Origin of the sequence: Collinsella aerofaciens (genome assembly GCF_040910265.1) — a bacterium.
In the GTDB taxonomy this organism is placed as follows: domain Bacteria; phylum Actinomycetota; class Coriobacteriia; order Coriobacteriales; family Coriobacteriaceae; genus Collinsella; species Collinsella aerofaciens_BK.
In genome coordinates, this window is the sequence record NZ_JBDGAW010000006.1 from 85,163 (window position 1) to 102,194 (window position 17,032).

Genomic DNA, 17,032 nt, shown 5'->3' on the forward strand with positions numbered 1-17,032 from the left:
GAGTTGGCCCCCACGGGGATTACTGGCGCTGAGAGGCGTCCTCGAGGAGGGCGTCCCAGATGGCCAGTGCTGCGGCTGCTTCGGCTACGGGGACGGCGCGGGGGACGATGCAAGGATCGTGGCGGCCGTGGACCGAGAGCTCGGCATTTTCCATGGCGTCCATGTCCACCGTCTGCTGCTCGCGGCCGATGGAGGGCGTCGGCTTTACGGCCATACGCCACATGACGGGCGCGCCAGTCGAAATGCCACCCAGGATGCCGCCGGCGTTGTTGGACTCAACCTCGATCTCGCCGGTCTCGGCATCGATGCGATACGGGTCGTTGTTCTCGCTGCCACGCATGGCGGCGACGGCAAAGCCCATGCCAAACTCCACGCCCTTAACGGCGGGAATGCCAAAGGCGATCTGCGCGATGCGGTTCTCGATACCGTCGAACATGGGGTCGCCGATGCCCGCGGGCAGGCCGTAGATGCCGCACTCCACGATGCCGCCGATGCTGTCGAGCTCATCGCGCGCGGCCAGAATCTCCTCGCGCATGCGGCCGGCAGCCGCCGCGTCGATGCACGGCAGGTCGTTCGAAAGAATCGCCTTGCGGTCGGACTCGCGATAGACCATGTCGTCCATGGGCAGGTCGGAGATGCCGCCGATCTGGGCCACGTGCGCCATCACCTTGATGCCGCGGGCTTCGAGCGCTTGCAGCGCGATGCCGCCGGCGATACACAGGGGCGCCGTCAAGCGGCCGGAGAAGTGTCCGCCGCCGGCGACGTCGTGCATGTTGTGGTACTTCACGCGCGCGGGGAAATCCGCATGGCCCGGGCGGGGCTTACGGCGCAGCTCGGAGTAGTCTTTGGAGCGCGTGTTGGTGTTCTCGATGATCGCGGCGATAGGCGCACCGGTGGTGTGCCCATCGACCACGCCGGCGATAATGTGCGCGGCGTCGGCCTCGCGGCGTTTGGTTGCGGTCTCGTCGCGACCGGGGGCGCGACGGTCGAGGAAGGCCTGCAACTGCTCCTGGTCCACGGCGATGCCCGCCGGAATGCCATCGAGTGAGCAGCCGATGGCGGGGGAGTGCGACTGGCCGAAAATGCTCAGATGCAAGACGTTGCCAAAGGTCGAGGACATGCTATTCCTCCTCGAGCGTGACCTTGCCGCCCAGCAGGCGGTAGTGGTCAAAGAAATCGGGATAGGACTTGTTGACCGCCTCGGCGCCGTGGATCACGACCTCGCCGGTGGCGCGGCTCGCGGCGATAGCGGCCATCATGGCGATGCGATGGTCGTTGTGCGAATCAACTTCGCCGCCAGTAAAGGCATCGACGCCCTTGATGATGAGGTCGTCACCGGCGATGCGCACCTGCGCGCCCAGCGCGGTGAGCTCGCGGGTGGTGGTGACCAGGCGATCGGATTCCTTGATGCGCAGACGGGCACAGTCGCGGATGAACGTGCGGCCCTGCGCCAGCGAGGCCACGGCCGAGATAACGGGCACGAGGTCGGGGATGTCGTGGGCGCTCATCTCAAAGCCGGCGAGCTTGTCGGACTGGACGGTGGCAGCGTTGGTGGAGCGCACGATGCGGGCACCAAAGCGCGAGAGCGCAGCGAGCACGTTGCGGTCGCCCTGCGCGGAGCTCAGCGACACGCCCTCTACGGTGATCGGGTCGGTGCCGATGGCGCCGGCGCACAGCCAGAAGGCTGCGTTGGACCAGTCGCCCTCGACGGCTACGCTGCCGGGTGTGCGGTACGAGCCGCTACTCACGTGGAAGTTCGTGACCTCGGGCTGGCCGTCCTTGGCGGGGATACGCTCGACGTTGACCTCGACACCGAAGGCCTTCATGGCCTGGATCGTCAGGTTGATGTAGGGGCGGCTCTCGATGAGGCCGGTCACCTGTACGCAGGAGGGCTGGGCCAGCAGCGGGGCTGCCAGCAGCAGGCCGGAGATATACTGCGAGCTCACGTTGCCCGGCAGCACAAAGGTGCCCGGCCGCATGCGCCCGCTCGTCTTGAGCGGAAAACCGCCCAGACCCTGCAGGTCGCAGCCGGCGGCGATGATCTCGTCCGAGAGCGGGGAGAGCGGGCGGGCATCCAGGCGACCCTGGCCCACAAAGGTGGCCTCCGCGCCCAGCGCGCAAGCGACGGGCAGCATAAAGCGCAGCGTGGAGCCGCTCTCGCCGCAGTCGAGCGTGCCGCCGGCGAGGGCTTTGAGCAGGCCAAATTCAACGCTCTTCATGGTAGGGTGGACCTGGAAGCCGTCCTCGACGGTCTCGATGCGGGCACCGAGCGCCGTGAGGCAGCGTACCGTGGCCTCGATATCGGCGCAGGTGGTGTTGCAGGTGACGTGTGTCTCGCCGTTGGCAAGCGCGGCACAGATGATCAGGCGGTGCGCCATCGACTTGGACGCGATGGCGGGAACGGTACCCTTGAGCGGGGACGGGGTGATGCGGGCTAGCATGCGGATGCGTCTCCCTTCTGGCCGAGGCCCTCGGCAATTAAATCGTGGAAGGTGGAAAGCGGCGTGCGGTCGATGCTGCAGCGGCCGATGCCGTGTGGAATCACCAGATCGATGGTGTCACCGGCGCGTTTTTTGTCGTGCAGCGCCTCGGCAAAAATGGCGTCGGCGGAAAGCTCGCAGCGGGTCTTGAGGCCGTGGCGGGCGCAGAGCTCCTCGATGCGGCCGGGCAGCTCGGCGTCGCAAATTCCGTGCAGGGCGGCGGCACGCGTGATAATGCCCATGCCGATCGACACGCAGTTGCCGTGTCCCAGCTCAAAGTGCTCGCAGGCCTCGACGGCGTGTCCGGCGCTGTGTCCAAAGTTGAGCAGCTTGCGCTGGTTGGTCTCGCGCTCGTCGGCAACGACCACGGCGCGCTTGATGTCGATATTGCGGGCGATGATGAGCGCTACGCGGGCCACGTCGCGGTTGAGCAGCTCCAGCGTGAGCGGGGTCTTCTCCAGCTCGGCGAAGAGCTCCGGGTCGGCGATCACGGCGTGCTTGACGACCTCGCCGCAGCCGTCGGCGAACTGCTCGGGAGTGAGGGTGGCCAGGCACCCCACGTCGGCGATAACCACGCTCGGCTGCCAAAAGGCGCCGGCCAAGTTCTTGCCGGCAGCCAGGTCGATGGCGGTCTTGCCTCCCACCGACGAATCCACCATGGCGAGCAGGCTCGTGGGGATCTGCACAAACTTGCAGCCGCGCATGTAGGTGGCGGCCACAAAGCCCGTCACGTCGCCCACGACACCGCCGCCGAGTGCCACGATCACGTCGGAGCGCGAAAGCTCGTGCTCGGCCACAAACTCCAAAATGGCAACATAGGTTTCGGCGCGCTTATGGGCCTCGCCGGCCTCGAAGGTGCAGATGCTCACCTCGTAGCCTGACGCTTCCAGGCTCTGCTTAACGGGCATCTGGTAGAGGGGGCCCACGTTGGTGTCCGTAACGATGACGGCCTTGGTGCCGCCGGCAGTGGCGCGCACGAGCGGTCCCGCCTGCTCCAGCAAAAACGTGCCAACATGCACCTGGTAGGGGCGTGCGGTGTCGATATCGATGGTAATCGCCATAAGCTTCGGTCCTTTCGACCTGGCGTGATGGGTGGTCTAGTGGGAGGCCTCGTCATCGAGCGCGCGCTTAATGCGGTCGCCCTCGGCAAGGAGGTTCTCCAGATAGCGCTGGTCGCGGTCCTTGAGCGCACGGCTGTAGGCGCCGAGCGACTCGATGAGATGGTCGATCTCGAAGGCGAGCGCATCGGCGTCGTCGATCATGAGCTCGGACCACATCTGCGGGTTGAGATGCGCCACGCGGGTGAGGTCACGGTAGCTACCGGCCGAAAAGCCATGGTGGACCTGGGCGGTCGGGCTCTTGACGTAGGCGTTGGACACCACGTGCGCAAGCTGGCTGGTAAAGGCGATGACGCGGTCGTGCTCGGCAGCGCTGGTCACGCTGAACTTGCCAAAGCCCAGGGGGCGCACCATCTCGCGCACCTGGCCCAAGAGCTCCAGCTTGAGCGCGTCGTCCACCGCGGGCGGCACGAGCACCAGCGGTGCGCCCTGGAACAGGTCGGCGCGGGAGTGCGCGTAGCCCGAGAACTGCGTGCCCGCCATGGGGTGCGCGCCCACAAAGTAGAAGCCGTGCTCGCGTGCGAGCTCAAAGGCGCGCTTGCACACAATGCCCTTGACGCCCACCGTGTCGATGACCACGGGCCCCATGATGGCCTCGGTATCGGTGGCGTCGGCGAGCGCCTGGGCGTGCGCCTCGAGCCACTCGATGCAGGCTTCGGGGTAGCAGGCCAGCACGATAATGTCGCACTCGCCGAGCGTCTCGTCGTTGAGCTCGCCGGCGACGGTGCCCATGCTGGCTGCCGTCATAACGTCATCGTCGGGATCCCAGGCCAGCACGCGGACGTCCGCCTGCGCATAGCCGCGGGCAAAACTGCCGCCGATAAGGCCTAGGCCCACGATACCGGCGCACTTGGGGCCGCCTTGGTTAACGCGTGCGTTTCTCACCGTTCCCATGGACTACTCCATGGTCTCTTGGCAGACGACCTCGCGGATGGCGCGAATGCGGCGCATAGTGTCGTCGAACTGGTCGGGGGTGAGGGCCTGGGCGCCGTCGGACCAAGCGCGGCTCGGCTCGTCGTGGACCTCGATCTCTAGGCCGTTGGCGCCGCAGGCAGTCGCGGCGAGCGCCATGGGCTCGACGTAGCGGGTGTAGCCGGTGGCATGGCTGGGGTCGGCGACGACGGGCAGGTGCGACATGTGGTGCAGCACCGGCACGGCGTTGAGGTCGAAGGTGTTGCGGGTGCGGGTCTCGAAGGTGCGGATGCCGCGCTCGCACAGGATGACGTTGTCGTTGCCCTCGCTCATGATGTACTCAGCGGCCATGAGCAGCTCGTCGATCGTGCCGGACATGCCGCGCTTGAGCAGGATCGGGGTCTGCGTCTTGCCGACCTCCTTGAGCAGGGGGAAGTTCTGGGCGTTACGGGCGCCGATCTGCATGACGTCGATCTTCTTGTCGAGGAAGACCTGCACGTCGCGCGGGTCCATGATCTCGGTGACGATCGGCATGTCGAGCTCGGCCGATGCCTCACACAGCAGGTCGAGGCCGGCGGGGCCCATGCCCTGGTAGGCGTACGGGGAGGTGCGCGGCTTGTAGGCGCCGCCGCGCAGCATCGTGGCGCCGGCAGCCTTCACGCGGCGGGCGATGCGGATGAGGTTCTCGCCCTCGACGGAGCAGGGGCCGGCGATGACCTGGAACTGGTCGCCGCCGATCTTGACGCCGTGGCCGCAGTCGATGACGGAGTCCTCGGGATGGAACTTGCGGTTCGCGCGCTTGAACGGCTCGGAGACGCGTTGCACGCGCTCGACGACGTCCATGGACTCGAGCAGGAACGGGTCGATCTTAGTTGTATCGCCCACCAAGCCGATGATGGTCTCGTTCTCGCCGCGCGAGACGTCGGTTTTCAGGCCCTTCTTTTCAATCCAGCTGACGATGTGGCTGACGGCCTCGTCGCTGGCGCTCTGCTTTAAAATTGCAATCATGGTGTGCCTCTCACCTCGATGGATAACCCTTGCAAAAACGGCCCGCATCGCGAGCCGTAATATATGGTGCATGAGAGTTTATACTATCTGACTCACTTTTGCCGCCTAAAGCGCGCCGTTGCGGCGCGTTTTCCTCGGAATTGCAAAGCTTTTTCTTTTATTTTGATAGCCCATGGCGCACTTGGGTATAATGCATTCCGTTCGCCCTATTAGCTCAGGGGATTAGAGCGTCTGCCTCCGGAGCAGAAGGCCGTTGGTTCGAATCCAACATGGGGCACCATCGAACGTAAGACCGTCCGAACCTCGTATGGTCCGGGCGGTTTTCTTATACCGATACGACGTGATGGGACGTGGTATGGCAGCTACGGATATCGAGCGTGGACTTTCGACCGCCGAGGTCGAGGAACGCATTGCCGCTGGCAAGATCAACCGCAACATGGAGCTCAAGACCAAGTCGGTCCGAGAGCTGATCATCGAAAATCTCTGCACGCTGTTCAACTTGATCAATGTGGTCTTGGCGATTCTGGTCCTGTTGACGGGGTCGTTTAAGAATCTGACGTTTCTGTTCGTGGTGTTCCTCAACACCGCCATTGGCGTCATCCAGTCCATGCGTTCCAAGCGGATGGTCGACAAGCTTACGCTGCTCACCTCCAAGAAGGCCATTGCGGTGCGTGACGGCGCCGAGGTGGAGCTCGACCTGGACCAGATCGTGCTCGACGACATCATTCGCCTGGGACGCGGCGACCAGATTCCCGCCGACGCCGTGGTGGTGTCGGGCGAGGCGCTCGTTAACGAGAGCCTGCTGACGGGCGAGAGCGACCTCATTAAGAAGCAGCCCGGCTCCGAGCTCATGAGCGGCAGCTTTATCGATTCGGGCCTGCTGCGCGCCCGTGTGATCCATGTCGGCGCCGACAACTACGTGGCCAAGATCAACAATGAGGCCAAGTACGTGAAAAAGGTCAATTCCGAGATCATGAACGCGCTGAACGCCATCGTGCGGTTCGCGAGCATCATCATGATTCCGCTTGGCCTGGCGCTGTTCGCCTCGAGTGTGAGTGAGCTGTGGGATGCCGCGGGAACCCCGGGCGATAGCGCGCTTTCGTGGTGCTTCTCCGAATTGTTGGCCGGCCGCGTGCCTTCTTCGGCGCTGCTGTCCACGGTGGGCGCCCTGCTGGGCATGATTCCGCAGGGTTTGGTGCTGCTGACTTCGTCGGTGCTCGCCATCGCCACGGTGCGTCTGGCACGTCGCAAGGTGTTGGCCCAGCAGCTCTACTGCATCGAGACGCTCGCGCGCGTCGATGTGCTGTGCCTGGACAAGACGGGCACCATTACCTCGGGCCGTATGGAGGTCGAGGGCACCTATCCGCTGCCGGTTGAGGGCGTGAGCTTTGGTGTGGACTCGGACGAGGCGGCCGTTCCCGTCGATACCACGGTGCTCGATTTTGCGCTCGCTAACGTGGCACGCGCGACTTCGGCGGATGCCAACGAGACCTGCCAGGCGCTGCTCAACTACTATGCCGACCGTCCGGTCGAGGTGTCCGAGCCCTTGTCGGTCATTCCGTTCTCCTCGTCTAAAAAGTGGAGCGGCGCTTCGTTTGCCCAGGGCTCCTATGTGATGGGCGCAGCGCAGTTTGTGCTTTCGGACCGTGTATTTGCGCAGGTTGAGAACCGCGTGGCCGAGCTTGCCGATACCTGCCGTGTGCTCGTGGTGGCGCGCGTGGATGGCTTTACGCCCGACGGCGATATGATGGGCGAGGCAGAGCCCGTGGGCTTTGTGACCATCCGCGACGAGATTCGTACTTCGGCTGCCGAGACCATCGGCTACTTTAACGAGCAGGGCGTGACCCTCAACGTGATCAGCGGCGATGACCCCCGCACGGTGTCGTCGATCGCGCGCGTGGTGGGCGTGCCGGGGGCGGATGCGTATGTGGACGCCACGACGCTCGATACGCCGTCCAAGCTCGATGCGGCGGTGGACCGCTACCACGTCTTTGGCCGCGTGACCCCGCAGCAGAAGCGCGAGCTCGTACAGGCACTCAAGCGTCGCGGGCACACTGTGGCCATGACGGGCGATGGCGTCAACGATGTCCTGGCGCTCAAGGAAGCCGACTGCTCCGTGGCGATGGCCGCGGGCTCCGATGCCGCGCGCAATGTTGCCGAGATCGTGCTCGTCGATAACGACTTTGCCTCGATGCCCGCCGTGGTGGCCGAGGGCCGTCGTTCCATCAACAACCTGCAACGCTCTGCCGCGTTGTTCCTCACTAAGACGTTGTTCTCGATGGGTCTGGCGGCGCTGTGCATCGCGCTGCCGCCGTATCCCTTTGAGCCCATCCAGATGACGCTCATCAACTTTTTCTGCATCGGCGCGCCGGGCTTTGTGCTGGGCCTGGAGCCCAACAACGCCCGCGTGAAGGGGTCGTTCCTGACCAACGTGCTCAAGCGTGCGCTGCCGGCGTCGATTGCGGTCATTTTGGCCGCGATGCTCGATATCTTCGTGGCCCGCGTGTTTGGGTTTAGCCAGCTCACGCTGTCCACGATGTGCCTGCTCACGTCGTGTGCGGCGAGCGTCAGCCTTATCTGGCGCATCTCGCAGCCGCTCACTCCCTTGCGCGTGGCGCTCTTTGTGTTTGTAGTTGCCGGCATCCTGACGGGCGTTATCGGATTCCCGAAGCTGCTGTCTATTGCCAACCTGTCGATGGGTCAGATGGTTTTCTTGGCTGTCATCGTGGTCTTTACCTGCTCGGTGTTCTTTAAGCTCGCCACGATGATGGATTCGCTCAAGCCGCGTCGTCGTCATGCCGCAACTGGTTTTGGCCGCGGTGTGCGCGTCCGCTTGGGTCGCGGTGGCGGCAAGGTGAGCTCGACGGGTTCGACGGCGGAGCGTTTTGCCAAGCGCGTCGCCGCCGACATGGCACAGCGCCGCGAAGCTCGCACCGTTCGCGAGGCCGAGGTTCGCGCACTCGAGGGCGTGGCCCAGGCCCAGCCCAAGAAAAAGAAGGGTAGCGGAGCCAAGCGCTCTCGCGTAACCAAGTCCGCCCAAGGCATCAAAGTCTCGATGCCGAGCAAAAAGAAGAAGTAACTACGCGCCCTGGCGATGTTGAATTGGCGCCTTGCTCCTGTGGGGCCGTGGCGATGTTATGCTCTAACCTCGATTGTTTGAATTGCTTCGAAAAGAGGATGCCGTGATCTGCCCGCATTGCCTTAAGACTATCGAGGACGGCGCCTCGTTCTGCCCCTACTGCAACGCCTATGTGGGTCCGGGCGATGGTCCGGAGCACACCGAGTTCGTGTTCTGTGAGGGCTGCGGTGCCCGTCTTTCTCCGCATGATCGTACGTGCCCCAAATGCGGACGCCCCGCTCCGGGTATCCTCTCCGAGGACGCGGCAGCATCCGATCTGGCAGCGGGCCGCACGGCGGGCTTTCCGCGCCTAACGCAAGAGCAGATCGATACCGAGGTGCCGCATGCGCCGGCCTCTGCCGCTGCGGTGCTTTCGGACGCCGCCGACCCCAATGAGACCTGCGTGCTGCCGGCTTTCGATAAGGATTTCGGTATCCCCAAGGTCGATATTCCCATGCCCGTTTCCCTGCATGACGATGCTCAAAAACCCAAGCGCAAGGTGCACCCCGACGAGGACGCCTATCACAAGCACAAGCGTCATATTCCCAAGCCGCTTATCGTCATCGCGGTCCTTGCCGTCGTTTGCGGCGGTGCCTATTGGTTCGTGACGACCGATCCCATGGGTGTTATGCCCGGCTTCTACGACCAGTTTGGCCAAGCTGCGCAAACCACCTTCCCCACGCGCCAAAAGGGCGAGGCGACTGAGGACGATACCAAGCAGGACGATTCTGCCGAGGTGGTCCAGGAAGAAACCGTGCTCACCGATGATCAGCTCTATACCAGGCTCGACGGTCTGTATCAGACCATCGTGTCCTACGCTGACGAGGACCAGATCGGCGAGGTCATCGATTCCTTTAACAACGGCTATCTCCGAACGCCGCTGTCCACCCGTCAGGAGCTGTCGCAGAGTGCCTACGCCCTGCGCGACCAGATCAAAAAGACGCAAGATGAGCTTAACAACCTGAAAGTACAGGACGATACGGTCTATGCGGATGACATCGCCCACTTAAAGCAGCTTGCCGAGTGGATGTATGAGCGCGTCGACGTGATCTGCCAGAGCTGGGACATCTCGCTGGCCATTCCCGATGGCGAGTCGATGAGTTCCCACCAAAGCGAGATCTTGGCGCCCATCGCGCAGGGTGGCAACAGCGCGCTGAACCAGTACGACGCCAATGTGGGTTCCTGGAAGCCGCAGCAGCGTTCCTAAAATTAGTTCGCCATAGTCGGCATAACCTACGTGCGCAATTGATGTAAGCCCGTGCTTATTGCTACAATTCGTACAAATATGCTTTAAATGCACGAGGAAGGAACCACATGTTTGGTTTTAAGAAAGAGCTCTACACGCCCGAGTATCAGCTTGTCGGCGACGAGTGCGCCGTAATCGAGACGTCGAAGGGTACCATCAAGGTCAAGTTTGACGGCGAGGGCGCTCCCATTCATGTCGCGAACTTCTGCGAGCTTTCCACGATGGGCTTCTATGATGGCCTTAAGTTCCATCGCTATGTGCCCGGTTTTGTTATCCAAGGTGGCGACCCCAATACCCGCGACATGTCCGGCGCCGACGTCGCCGCCGGTCTTGAGGGCCCCGACGGCATGCCCGGTACCGGTGGCCCCGGCTACTGCATCAAGGGCGAGTTTGCCACCAATCCGCGCAACAGCCATGTCGATGGCGCCCTTGCCATGGCACGCTCCATGGACCCCGATTCCGCGGGTTCGCAGTTCTACTTCTGCCTGGGTGCCCAGCATAACCTCGATTCCGGTTACACCGTCTTTGGTACCACGGTCGAGGGTCTCGATGTGATTTCGCAGCTGCGTGCCGGCGACGAGATCGTCCATGTCGAGATCGTTCACGAGTAAAGGGGACTTCCTTGAATAGCCAGCTGATCCAACAGGGCCGCGCCGCTTACCGCGCGGGTGATTTTTCCGCTGCAGCCCAGATGCTTGGGGCGGCAAAGACTCCCGATGAGATTATGGGCGAGGCCGATCACCTTCGTGGCAACGCCTTGATGCACCTGGGCATGTATGCCGAGGCCGCCGAGGCCTATGCCGCCGCCCTCAACGACGGCACCTACGGCAAGCGCGGCGCGCTGCTCACCAACCGCGGCAAGGCGCTTGCCGCCGTGGGCGACTACACGACGGCCGCTCAGGCGTTCTCTGCTGCTACGCAGGATGCTTCCTATGCCACGCCGTTCAAGGCCTATCTGGGCCTGGGCAATGCGCTGTTCCAGTCGGGCGACTATGCCAACGCAGGAACCGCCTTCCGTCAGGCTGCCATCGACGGCGCCAATCCGGCTCCTGCCGCCGCACTCGGCGAGCTCGGTCGTTGCTTCATTAAGCTCGGCCGTCCGGCGGATGCCGTGGAGACCTACCGCACGGCTATCGACTTTGCCGGTCCCCGCGACGACACGCGTGCGCTCAACGCCGGCATGGGTCAGGCGCTTTCTGCCGCCGGCCGTCCCTCCGACGCACTCGATGCCTTTAACGCCGCTACTGCCGATGGCATCTACCAGCTCACCTCCGAGCAGGCCGACGAGCTTGCCCGCGTGCACGATTCGCTTGCCGCGCTGTCTGCCCAGACGGCCATGGCCACGGCTCCGGCGCCCGCGATGGACGCTTCTGCCGTCGACCCGCTCGATCCTACGGGTGCGACCGGTCAGTTTATGCCCGACCCCTCGGACACCGGCTTCTTCACGCTGTCCGAGTCCGAGATGGTTCAGCAGGACCGCCAAGACCGTAAGCAGGCCAAGGTCCGTCGCCGTCATCGCCACACGGGTCTCAAGGTCTTCATCGTGCTGCTTCTGCTCATCCTGATCGCCGCGGGCGGTCTGGGCTTTGCCTACACGCGCGGCTTTGGCTTCCCGTCTCAGGAGTCTGTCGTTACCGATCTGTTCCAGGCTGCCGGCGACGGTGACGCCGCAAAGGCCGAGTCTTGCCTGGCCTCGAGCCTGTCCGAGGACGCTAAGTCGATGATCATCTCCTCGATTCCGCAGGGTGCCACCGTGTCCGTCGAGGGCATGGATCAGTCCATGACCGAGACGACCGCCAAGGTGAAGGCATCGCTGTCCAAGGGCGGCGAGCAGGAGTACACCGTCAAATTCGTGCGCTCCGACAACCATATCGGCTGGGCCGTTTCTTCGCTTGATATGGATTTCTCGGCTGCTGACAACCAGTAGTGACCTTATGGGATTTAGCTTTGCCCGGCGCTTCACCGCAAGTGAGGCGCCGGGCTTGCGCTAGTATGATGAGCTAGTAGTTTTCCAGCAATCATCCAACACATCAGGAGTTGCGTTGTTTTCTTTGATGGATATGTTCTTCGGTAGCTATGCGGGCGATCTTGCCATCGACCTCGGCACCGCCAATACGCTTGTCTCCGTGCGCGGCAAGGGCATCGTCATTCGCGAGCCCTCTGTTGTCGCCATCGACAAGAACGACGAGCGCATCTTGGCGGTCGGTATCGAGGCAAAGCGCATGCTCGGCCGTACGCCCGGCAACATCGTGGCTGTTCGTCCCCTGAAGGACGGCGTCATCGCCGACTTCGATGTTACCGAGGCCATGCTTCGCTACTTTATCGACAAGGCGTCCGAGAAGCGCTATCCGTGGACTCCGCGTCCGCGTGTTGTCGTCTGCGTTCCCTCCGGTGTCACGTCGGTCGAGAAGCGCGCTGTCTTTGAGGCCACGATCCAGGCCGGTGCCCGCCAGGCCTATCTGATCGAAGAGCCTATGGCAGCTGCTATTGGCGCCGACCTGCCCGTCGAGGAACCCACCGGCTCCATGGTCATCGACATCGGCGGCGGTACCACCGAGGTTGCCGTTATCGCTATGGGCGGCATCGTCGTCTCGCAGTCCATCCGTATTGCCGGCGACGAGTTCGATCAGGCCATCCTCACGCACGTTCGTGATGCCTACAACCTGGCCATCGGCGAGCGTACGGCAGAGGACATCAAGATCAAGGTCGGCTCCGCCGTGCCGCTTAAGGACGAGCTCGACGTCGAGGTCAACGGCCGCGACGTGATCACCGGTCTGCCCAAGACCGTGCGCATCGAGAGCGAGGAGATTCGTCGCGCGCTCAACAAGCCGCTCGACGAGATGGCCAAGGCCGTCAAGGACGCACTCGACGCTACGCCTCCCGATCTTGCCTCGGACCTTATGTACTACGGCATTTTACTGACTGGTGGCGGCGCGCTGCTGCGCGGGCTCGACGTGCGTCTGCGCGATGAGACCGGTGTTTCGGTCAACGTTAGCCCCACGGCGCTCGATAACGTCGTGAACGGCTGCGCCCGCGTGCTCGAGGCCAACGCGTTTGACGGTGGCTTCGTCCAGACCAATGCTTAATTTCCAAAAGGTGGATTCCATTTGGCACGATCTTCGGGTTTCTCCACAAATCTGAATACCAAGCGACAATCAACGGGTATGCGCCCGTTGATTGTTTTCAGCCTGATTTCGGTGTTGCTGCTCACGTTTTACATCCGCGAGGGCGAGGCTGGGCCGATTCATGCCGTTCGTTCGGGTGTGACGACGATCACCTCGCCGGTGCGCTTCGTGGGCTCGGCCGTGGCCGCGCCGTTCAATGCGATTGGCAACGTGTTCTCCAACCTCACGGCGTCGCAGGAAACGCTCGACGAGCTCAAAAAGCAAAACGAGGACCTGACCTCAAAGGTTGCTGAGCTTTCCGAGGCCCAGAAGACTGCTGAGCGCTTGGAGGGTCTGGTCGGGCTGCAGTCCACCTACAACCTCAAGTCGACCGCGGCCCGTATCGTTGGCGCCTCGGGCGATGCCTGGACCTCAACGGTCACCATCGATAAGGGTTCTGCCGACGGGCTTTCCATTAACATGCCCGTGACGAGCTCGGCCGGTGTTATCGGCCAGATTATCGAGGTTTCGGCCAAGACGTCGACCGTGCGCCTGATTGGCGACGAGAACTCGGGCGTGTCCGCTATGGTGCAGGACACGCGTGCCCAGGGTATGTTGCAGGGTCAGGCTGACGGTACGTTGCGTCTTGAGTACGTGAGTGTCGACTCCGACGTCAAAGTGGGCGACATCATCGTGACCTCGGGCATCGGTGGCGTATTCCCCAAGGGCTTGCCGCTCGGCACTGTGTCCTCGGTGGAGAAGTCTGCCAACGACGTGTACTACACCATTGTGGTGCGCGCCCAGACTACGGCCGAGAACAACGAGGAAGTGCTCGTCATCACCTCGCTGACCGACGAGCAGTCGGCTTCGGACGAGGACGTGAGCACCGCCAACAGCACGCCGCAAGGCACGTCGCGCGATGCCGCGACCAAGACTAAGGACGAGAGTTCGGACGACAGCTCCGACACGTCCGAAACGACCGACTCCGGTTCGAGTGAATAGGGAGGCATGTCCGTGGATCTTCACGAGCAGGGGGCTGGCTCCCGTACCTTTGTGATTGCCGCCATCGTCTGCGTGTTGCTGCAGGCGGGTTTGGCCCCGCAGATCTCCATCGCTGGCGGTCGCGTTAACTTTATGATTATCCTGGTGTGCCTGAGCGCGTTCTCGGGCGACCCCACGCGTGCCGTCGTCTGCGGTTTTTGCAGCGGCCTGTTTTACGACCTTTCGGCGGCTGTTCCGGTGGGCGTCATGTCTTTGCTGCTGACGGTTGGCAGCTTTGCCCTGGTGCATAGCGCTGCCGGTCAGACAAGCGGCACCCCGAGCGCGCGCGGCGTTACCGTAGGTGTCTTCGCGCTCATCATCAACGTGATCTACAGCATCATCTTGCTGTTCATGAGTCTGGAGACAAGCTTTGTCGTGGCGATTTTTGGCCACGCCCTGCCGTCTTCGATCCTGACGGGCCTGGTCGCCATTCCGTTTTTGATGTCCGGCGTCGTGCCGCAGTCCGGTTACGGATTCTCCGCACGTGGCGGTCGTCAGACGGGTATGCGCTTTAAGCCCAAGACTCGCAAACTCAAATAGGGGAGGCTCGTAGATGTCTTCCCAGATGACGGTTGTTATCGCCGGTATCGTGCTGCTCGTGGCCATTGTGGTCGCACTGGTCATTATGCGTCGCGGCGATTCCCGCTTTACCTACGACACGCAGCATGGAACGGCCCCGCGCGCCACCGAGGGCGAGGGCAATACCGCAGCGACCGCCTTTAAGGGCCGCTTCTCCATCCTCACCGCAGGCGTGGGCGCGATGTTTGCGGCGCTTGCCGTTAAGCTGTGGGGCATGCAGATGGTCTCGTCGGATTATTACGAGAAACAGGCCAACAGCAATCAGACTCGCACCGTCACCACGCCTGCCGTTCGCGGGCGCATTCTCGATCGCAACGGCGTGGCGCTGGTGCAAAACCGTCCCTCGCTTGCCGTCGTCGCCTATCGCGACCTTGCCGACGATACCGTGTTGGTCCATCATCTCGCCAACGTTCTGGGCATGCCCTACATTGCGGTCCTTCGCAACATTCAGGACAATTCCGAGGGCGCTCAGAGCCTGCATACCATCGCGACGGACGTGCGCCGCTCGACGGTCGCCTATATTCAGGAGCACGCCGGCGAGTTCCCGGGCGTGAAGATTGCCGAGCGTACCGAGCGTCAGTACCCGTATGGCGAGACCGCCTGCCATATCTTGGGCTATACCGGCACCATCACCTCCGAGCAGCTCGAGGCGCAGAATAGGAAGTCCTCTAATGACAATGATGCCTCTGCTGGCCAGATTACGTACCAGTCGGGCGATATCGTGGGTCAGGCGGGCGTTGAGAGCTACTACGAAAACCTGCTGCAGGGTATCCGCGGCGAGCAGACCGTCAAGGTCGATGCCTCAGGCAACGTGACCGGTCAGGCCGGTGCCGTGCCCGCCAAGGCCGGCTCGGATATTAAGCTCACGCTCGACCTTAAGATTCAGCAGGCTTGCGAGACGGCGTTGGCGAGCGCTATCGAGCTTGCCAAGACCACAGGCTACAGCAATGCCGGCAACGGTGCCGTGGTGTGCCTCGATCCCAATAACGGCGAGATCCTGGGCATGGCAAGCGAGCCCAAGTTCGATCCTTCTGTTTTTATCGGCGGCGTCTCCAACGACGTGTGGACCGAGCTCAACGATGACGAGGGTTCGCACCCGCTGCTCAACCGCGCCATCAGCGGCCAGTACATGTCGGCCTCGACCATTAAGCCGCTCTCGGCGCTGGCTGGCCTTGAGTTTGGAACCTACACTTCAACACAGACAACCAACTGCACGGGCTATTGGACGGGCCTGGGCAAGGCTTGGGGCAAGCGCTGCTGGCTGACGTCTGGTCACGGCACCATGACGCTGCAGTCGGGTATCGCCAACTCGTGCGACCCCGTCTTCTACGACATGGGCAAGGCATTCTTTTACGACGACCAGCATTCCGAGGGCCTGCAGGAGGTCTTTCGCCGTTGGGGCCTGGGCAAGACCTGCGGCATCGACCTGCCGAGTGAGGGCGCGGGCCGTATTCCCGATGCCGAGTGGAAAGAGTCGTACTTTACCGACGCCTCGGCCGAGGATCGCAAATGGAACGCGGGCGATATGACCAATATTGCTATCGGCCAGGGCGACATCCTGGTGACGCCTTTGCAGATGGCCTGCGCCTATATGGGCCTTGCCAACGGCGGCAAGCAGTACGTGCCGCACGTGTTCTTGTCGGCCGTGTCGCGCGATGGCGACGGCGATGCCTATAAGTACAACGGCAAGGGCAAGAAAAAGCGCCTGGAGGCCAAAATCAATAGCGACTCGGATCTGGCTCTTGTTCGCAACGGCATGCACGACGTGATTTATACCGCTTCGACGTCGCTGGCGGCTCACTTTGGCACCCTGACGCCGCAGGTATACGGTAAGTCGGGCACGGGCGAGAAAAGCGGCGAGGACGAATACGCATGGTTTTGCGCCTATGCCCCGGCCGATGACCCCAAGTACGTCATCGCTACCGTCCTAGAGCAGGGCGGCGGTGGCTCCGATACCGCAATGCATGTCGTGCGTGACGTGCTCGGCGTGATTTATGACGAGCCCGATACCTCATCGGCTTCGGGCGATTCTTCGGTTCGATAGGAGGTTGCGATGGATTTTTCGCCGGCGGATCTGTTCCGCTCAACCAAGACCGGCTCCCGTAGCAGCCTAGACCGCGTCAACAAGCAGCTTTCGGCCTCGCGCGGCACGTTTCGCCAGAAGGTCAATGTCGGTGTTCTGCTGGCCTCTGTGGCGCTCGTTACCTACGGCGCCATCATCATCTGGTCGGCCTCGCAGTTTAAGGCCGATGCGTCATTCTCACGCCATCTGCTGGGAATCGTTATTGGCGCAATCCTGGCGGTGCTTGTTTGGCGTACCGACCTGCGCGGCATCTCCAACTTCTCGACGGCGCTGCTCGTCATCGACCTGATCGTGATCTTCTCGCCCAAGATTCCCGGTCTTTCCTATACGGGCGGCCTAGGTA

Annotated in this window: 13 protein-coding genes, 1 tRNA gene and 1 pseudogene; 10 read left to right on the top strand and 5 right to left on the bottom strand. The window is 62.6% G+C overall.

Annotation, left to right across the window (positions count from 1 at the left end):
- Window positions 1-19: 19 nt before the first annotated feature.
- The 5 genes from aroC to aroF are packed head-to-tail and all read right to left on the bottom strand — an operon-like array spanning window position 20 to window position 5,518.
- Entirely contained in the window at window positions 20-1,120 is a 1,101-nt protein-coding gene (gene aroC / locus AB5Z14_RS04275) for a chorismate synthase (RefSeq protein WP_368130449.1), read from the bottom strand.
- A gap of 1 nt (window position 1,121) precedes the next feature.
- Window positions 1,122-2,441 carry a 3-phosphoshikimate 1-carboxyvinyltransferase gene (aroA, locus tag AB5Z14_RS04280; protein ID WP_368130451.1) on the bottom strand — a complete coding sequence of 440 codons (1,320 nt, stop codon included), beginning with the start codon at window positions 2,439-2,441 and terminating at the stop codon, window positions 1,122-1,124.
- Window positions 2,435-3,541: a 3-dehydroquinate synthase gene (gene aroB, locus AB5Z14_RS04285; protein ID WP_368130452.1), complete on the bottom strand. Its 1,107-nt coding sequence runs from the start codon at window positions 3,539-3,541 to the stop codon at window positions 2,435-2,437. The genes aroA and aroB overlap by 7 nt, the downstream gene beginning before the upstream one ends.
- 36 nt (window positions 3,542-3,577) lie before the next feature.
- On the bottom strand, window positions 3,578-4,492 hold the full coding sequence (locus tag AB5Z14_RS04290; protein ID WP_368130454.1) for a prephenate dehydrogenase: 915 nt from the start codon (window positions 4,490-4,492) through the stop codon (window positions 3,578-3,580).
- A 3-nt stretch (window positions 4,493-4,495) separates the two neighbouring features.
- Window positions 4,496-5,518 carry a 3-deoxy-7-phosphoheptulonate synthase gene (gene aroF / locus AB5Z14_RS04295; protein WP_368130456.1) on the bottom strand — a complete coding sequence of 341 codons (1,023 nt, stop codon included), beginning with the start codon at window positions 5,516-5,518 and terminating at the stop codon, window positions 4,496-4,498.
- Between the two features lie 203 nt (window positions 5,519-5,721).
- Here aroF and AB5Z14_RS04300 point away from each other — a divergent pair.
- From AB5Z14_RS04300 to AB5Z14_RS04345, 10 genes and pseudogenes are all read left to right on the top strand, one after another.
- Window positions 5,722-5,798: transfer RNA gene (locus AB5Z14_RS04300), tRNA-Arg, on the top strand.
- A gap of 75 nt (window positions 5,799-5,873) precedes the next feature.
- Window positions 5,874-8,597, top strand: a complete 2,724-nt coding sequence (locus AB5Z14_RS04305; RefSeq protein ID WP_368130458.1) for an HAD-IC family P-type ATPase — start codon at window positions 5,874-5,876, stop codon at window positions 8,595-8,597.
- A gap of 103 nt (window positions 8,598-8,700) precedes the next feature.
- Window positions 8,701-9,843, top strand: a complete 1,143-nt coding sequence (locus tag AB5Z14_RS04310) for a zinc ribbon domain-containing protein (protein WP_158549290.1) — start codon at window positions 8,701-8,703, stop codon at window positions 9,841-9,843.
- A 107-nt stretch (window positions 9,844-9,950) separates the two neighbouring features.
- Window positions 9,951-10,493 carry a peptidylprolyl isomerase gene (locus AB5Z14_RS04315; protein WP_055249980.1) on the top strand — a complete coding sequence of 181 codons (543 nt, stop codon included), beginning with the start codon at window positions 9,951-9,953 and terminating at the stop codon, window positions 10,491-10,493.
- Between the two features lie 11 nt (window positions 10,494-10,504).
- Entirely contained in the window at window positions 10,505-11,809 is a 1,305-nt protein-coding gene (locus AB5Z14_RS04320; protein ID WP_368130459.1) for a tetratricopeptide repeat protein, read from the top strand.
- Window positions 11,810-11,936: 127 nt separating this feature from the next.
- The gene (locus AB5Z14_RS04325; RefSeq protein WP_006236061.1) at window positions 11,937-12,968 is read left to right on the top strand and encodes a rod shape-determining protein; all 1,032 of its coding nucleotides are present in this window, start codon (window positions 11,937-11,939) and stop codon (window positions 12,966-12,968) included.
- A gap of 78 nt (window positions 12,969-13,046) precedes the next feature.
- Window positions 13,047-13,988, top strand: coding sequence for a rod shape-determining protein MreC (gene mreC, locus AB5Z14_RS04330; protein ID WP_195534792.1), 942 nt, complete (start codon window positions 13,047-13,049; stop codon window positions 13,986-13,988).
- Between the two features lie 12 nt (window positions 13,989-14,000).
- Window positions 14,001-14,567 (top strand): rod shape-determining protein MreD, encoded by a 567-nt coding sequence (locus AB5Z14_RS04335; protein ID WP_324249473.1) that lies wholly within the window; start codon window positions 14,001-14,003, stop codon window positions 14,565-14,567.
- Window positions 14,568-14,580: 13 nt separating this feature from the next.
- Window positions 14,581-16,650 carry a penicillin-binding protein 2 gene (mrdA, locus tag AB5Z14_RS04340; RefSeq protein WP_195534768.1) on the top strand — a complete coding sequence of 690 codons (2,070 nt, stop codon included), beginning with the start codon at window positions 14,581-14,583 and terminating at the stop codon, window positions 16,648-16,650.
- A gap of 9 nt (window positions 16,651-16,659) precedes the next feature.
- Window positions 16,660-17,032: pseudogene (locus tag AB5Z14_RS04345) on the top strand (rod shape-determining protein RodA); the annotation flags it as partial.

Coding starts and splice junctions, on each gene's coding strand:
- aroC (WP_368130449.1), bottom strand. CDS start 1,120: ATGTCCTCGACCTTTGGCAACGTCTTGCATCTGAGCATTTTCGGCCAG.
- aroA (WP_368130451.1), bottom strand. CDS start 2,441: ATGCTAGCCCGCATCACCCCGTCCCCGCTCAAGGGTACCGTTCCCGCC.
- aroB (WP_368130452.1), bottom strand. CDS start 3,541: ATGGCGATTACCATCGATATCGACACCGCACGCCCCTACCAGGTGCAT.
- AB5Z14_RS04290 (WP_368130454.1), bottom strand. CDS start 4,492: ATGGGAACGGTGAGAAACGCACGCGTTAACCAAGGCGGCCCCAAGTGC.
- aroF (WP_368130456.1), bottom strand. CDS start 5,518: ATGATTGCAATTTTAAAGCAGAGCGCCAGCGACGAGGCCGTCAGCCAC.
- AB5Z14_RS04305 (WP_368130458.1), top strand. CDS start 5,874: ATGGCAGCTACGGATATCGAGCGTGGACTTTCGACCGCCGAGGTCGAG.
- AB5Z14_RS04315 (WP_055249980.1), top strand. CDS start 9,951: ATGTTTGGTTTTAAGAAAGAGCTCTACACGCCCGAGTATCAGCTTGTC.
- AB5Z14_RS04325 (WP_006236061.1), top strand. CDS start 11,937: ATGGATATGTTCTTCGGTAGCTATGCGGGCGATCTTGCCATCGACCTC.
- mreC (WP_195534792.1), top strand. CDS start 13,047: ATGCGCCCGTTGATTGTTTTCAGCCTGATTTCGGTGTTGCTGCTCACG.
- mrdA (WP_195534768.1), top strand. CDS start 14,581: ATGTCTTCCCAGATGACGGTTGTTATCGCCGGTATCGTGCTGCTCGTG.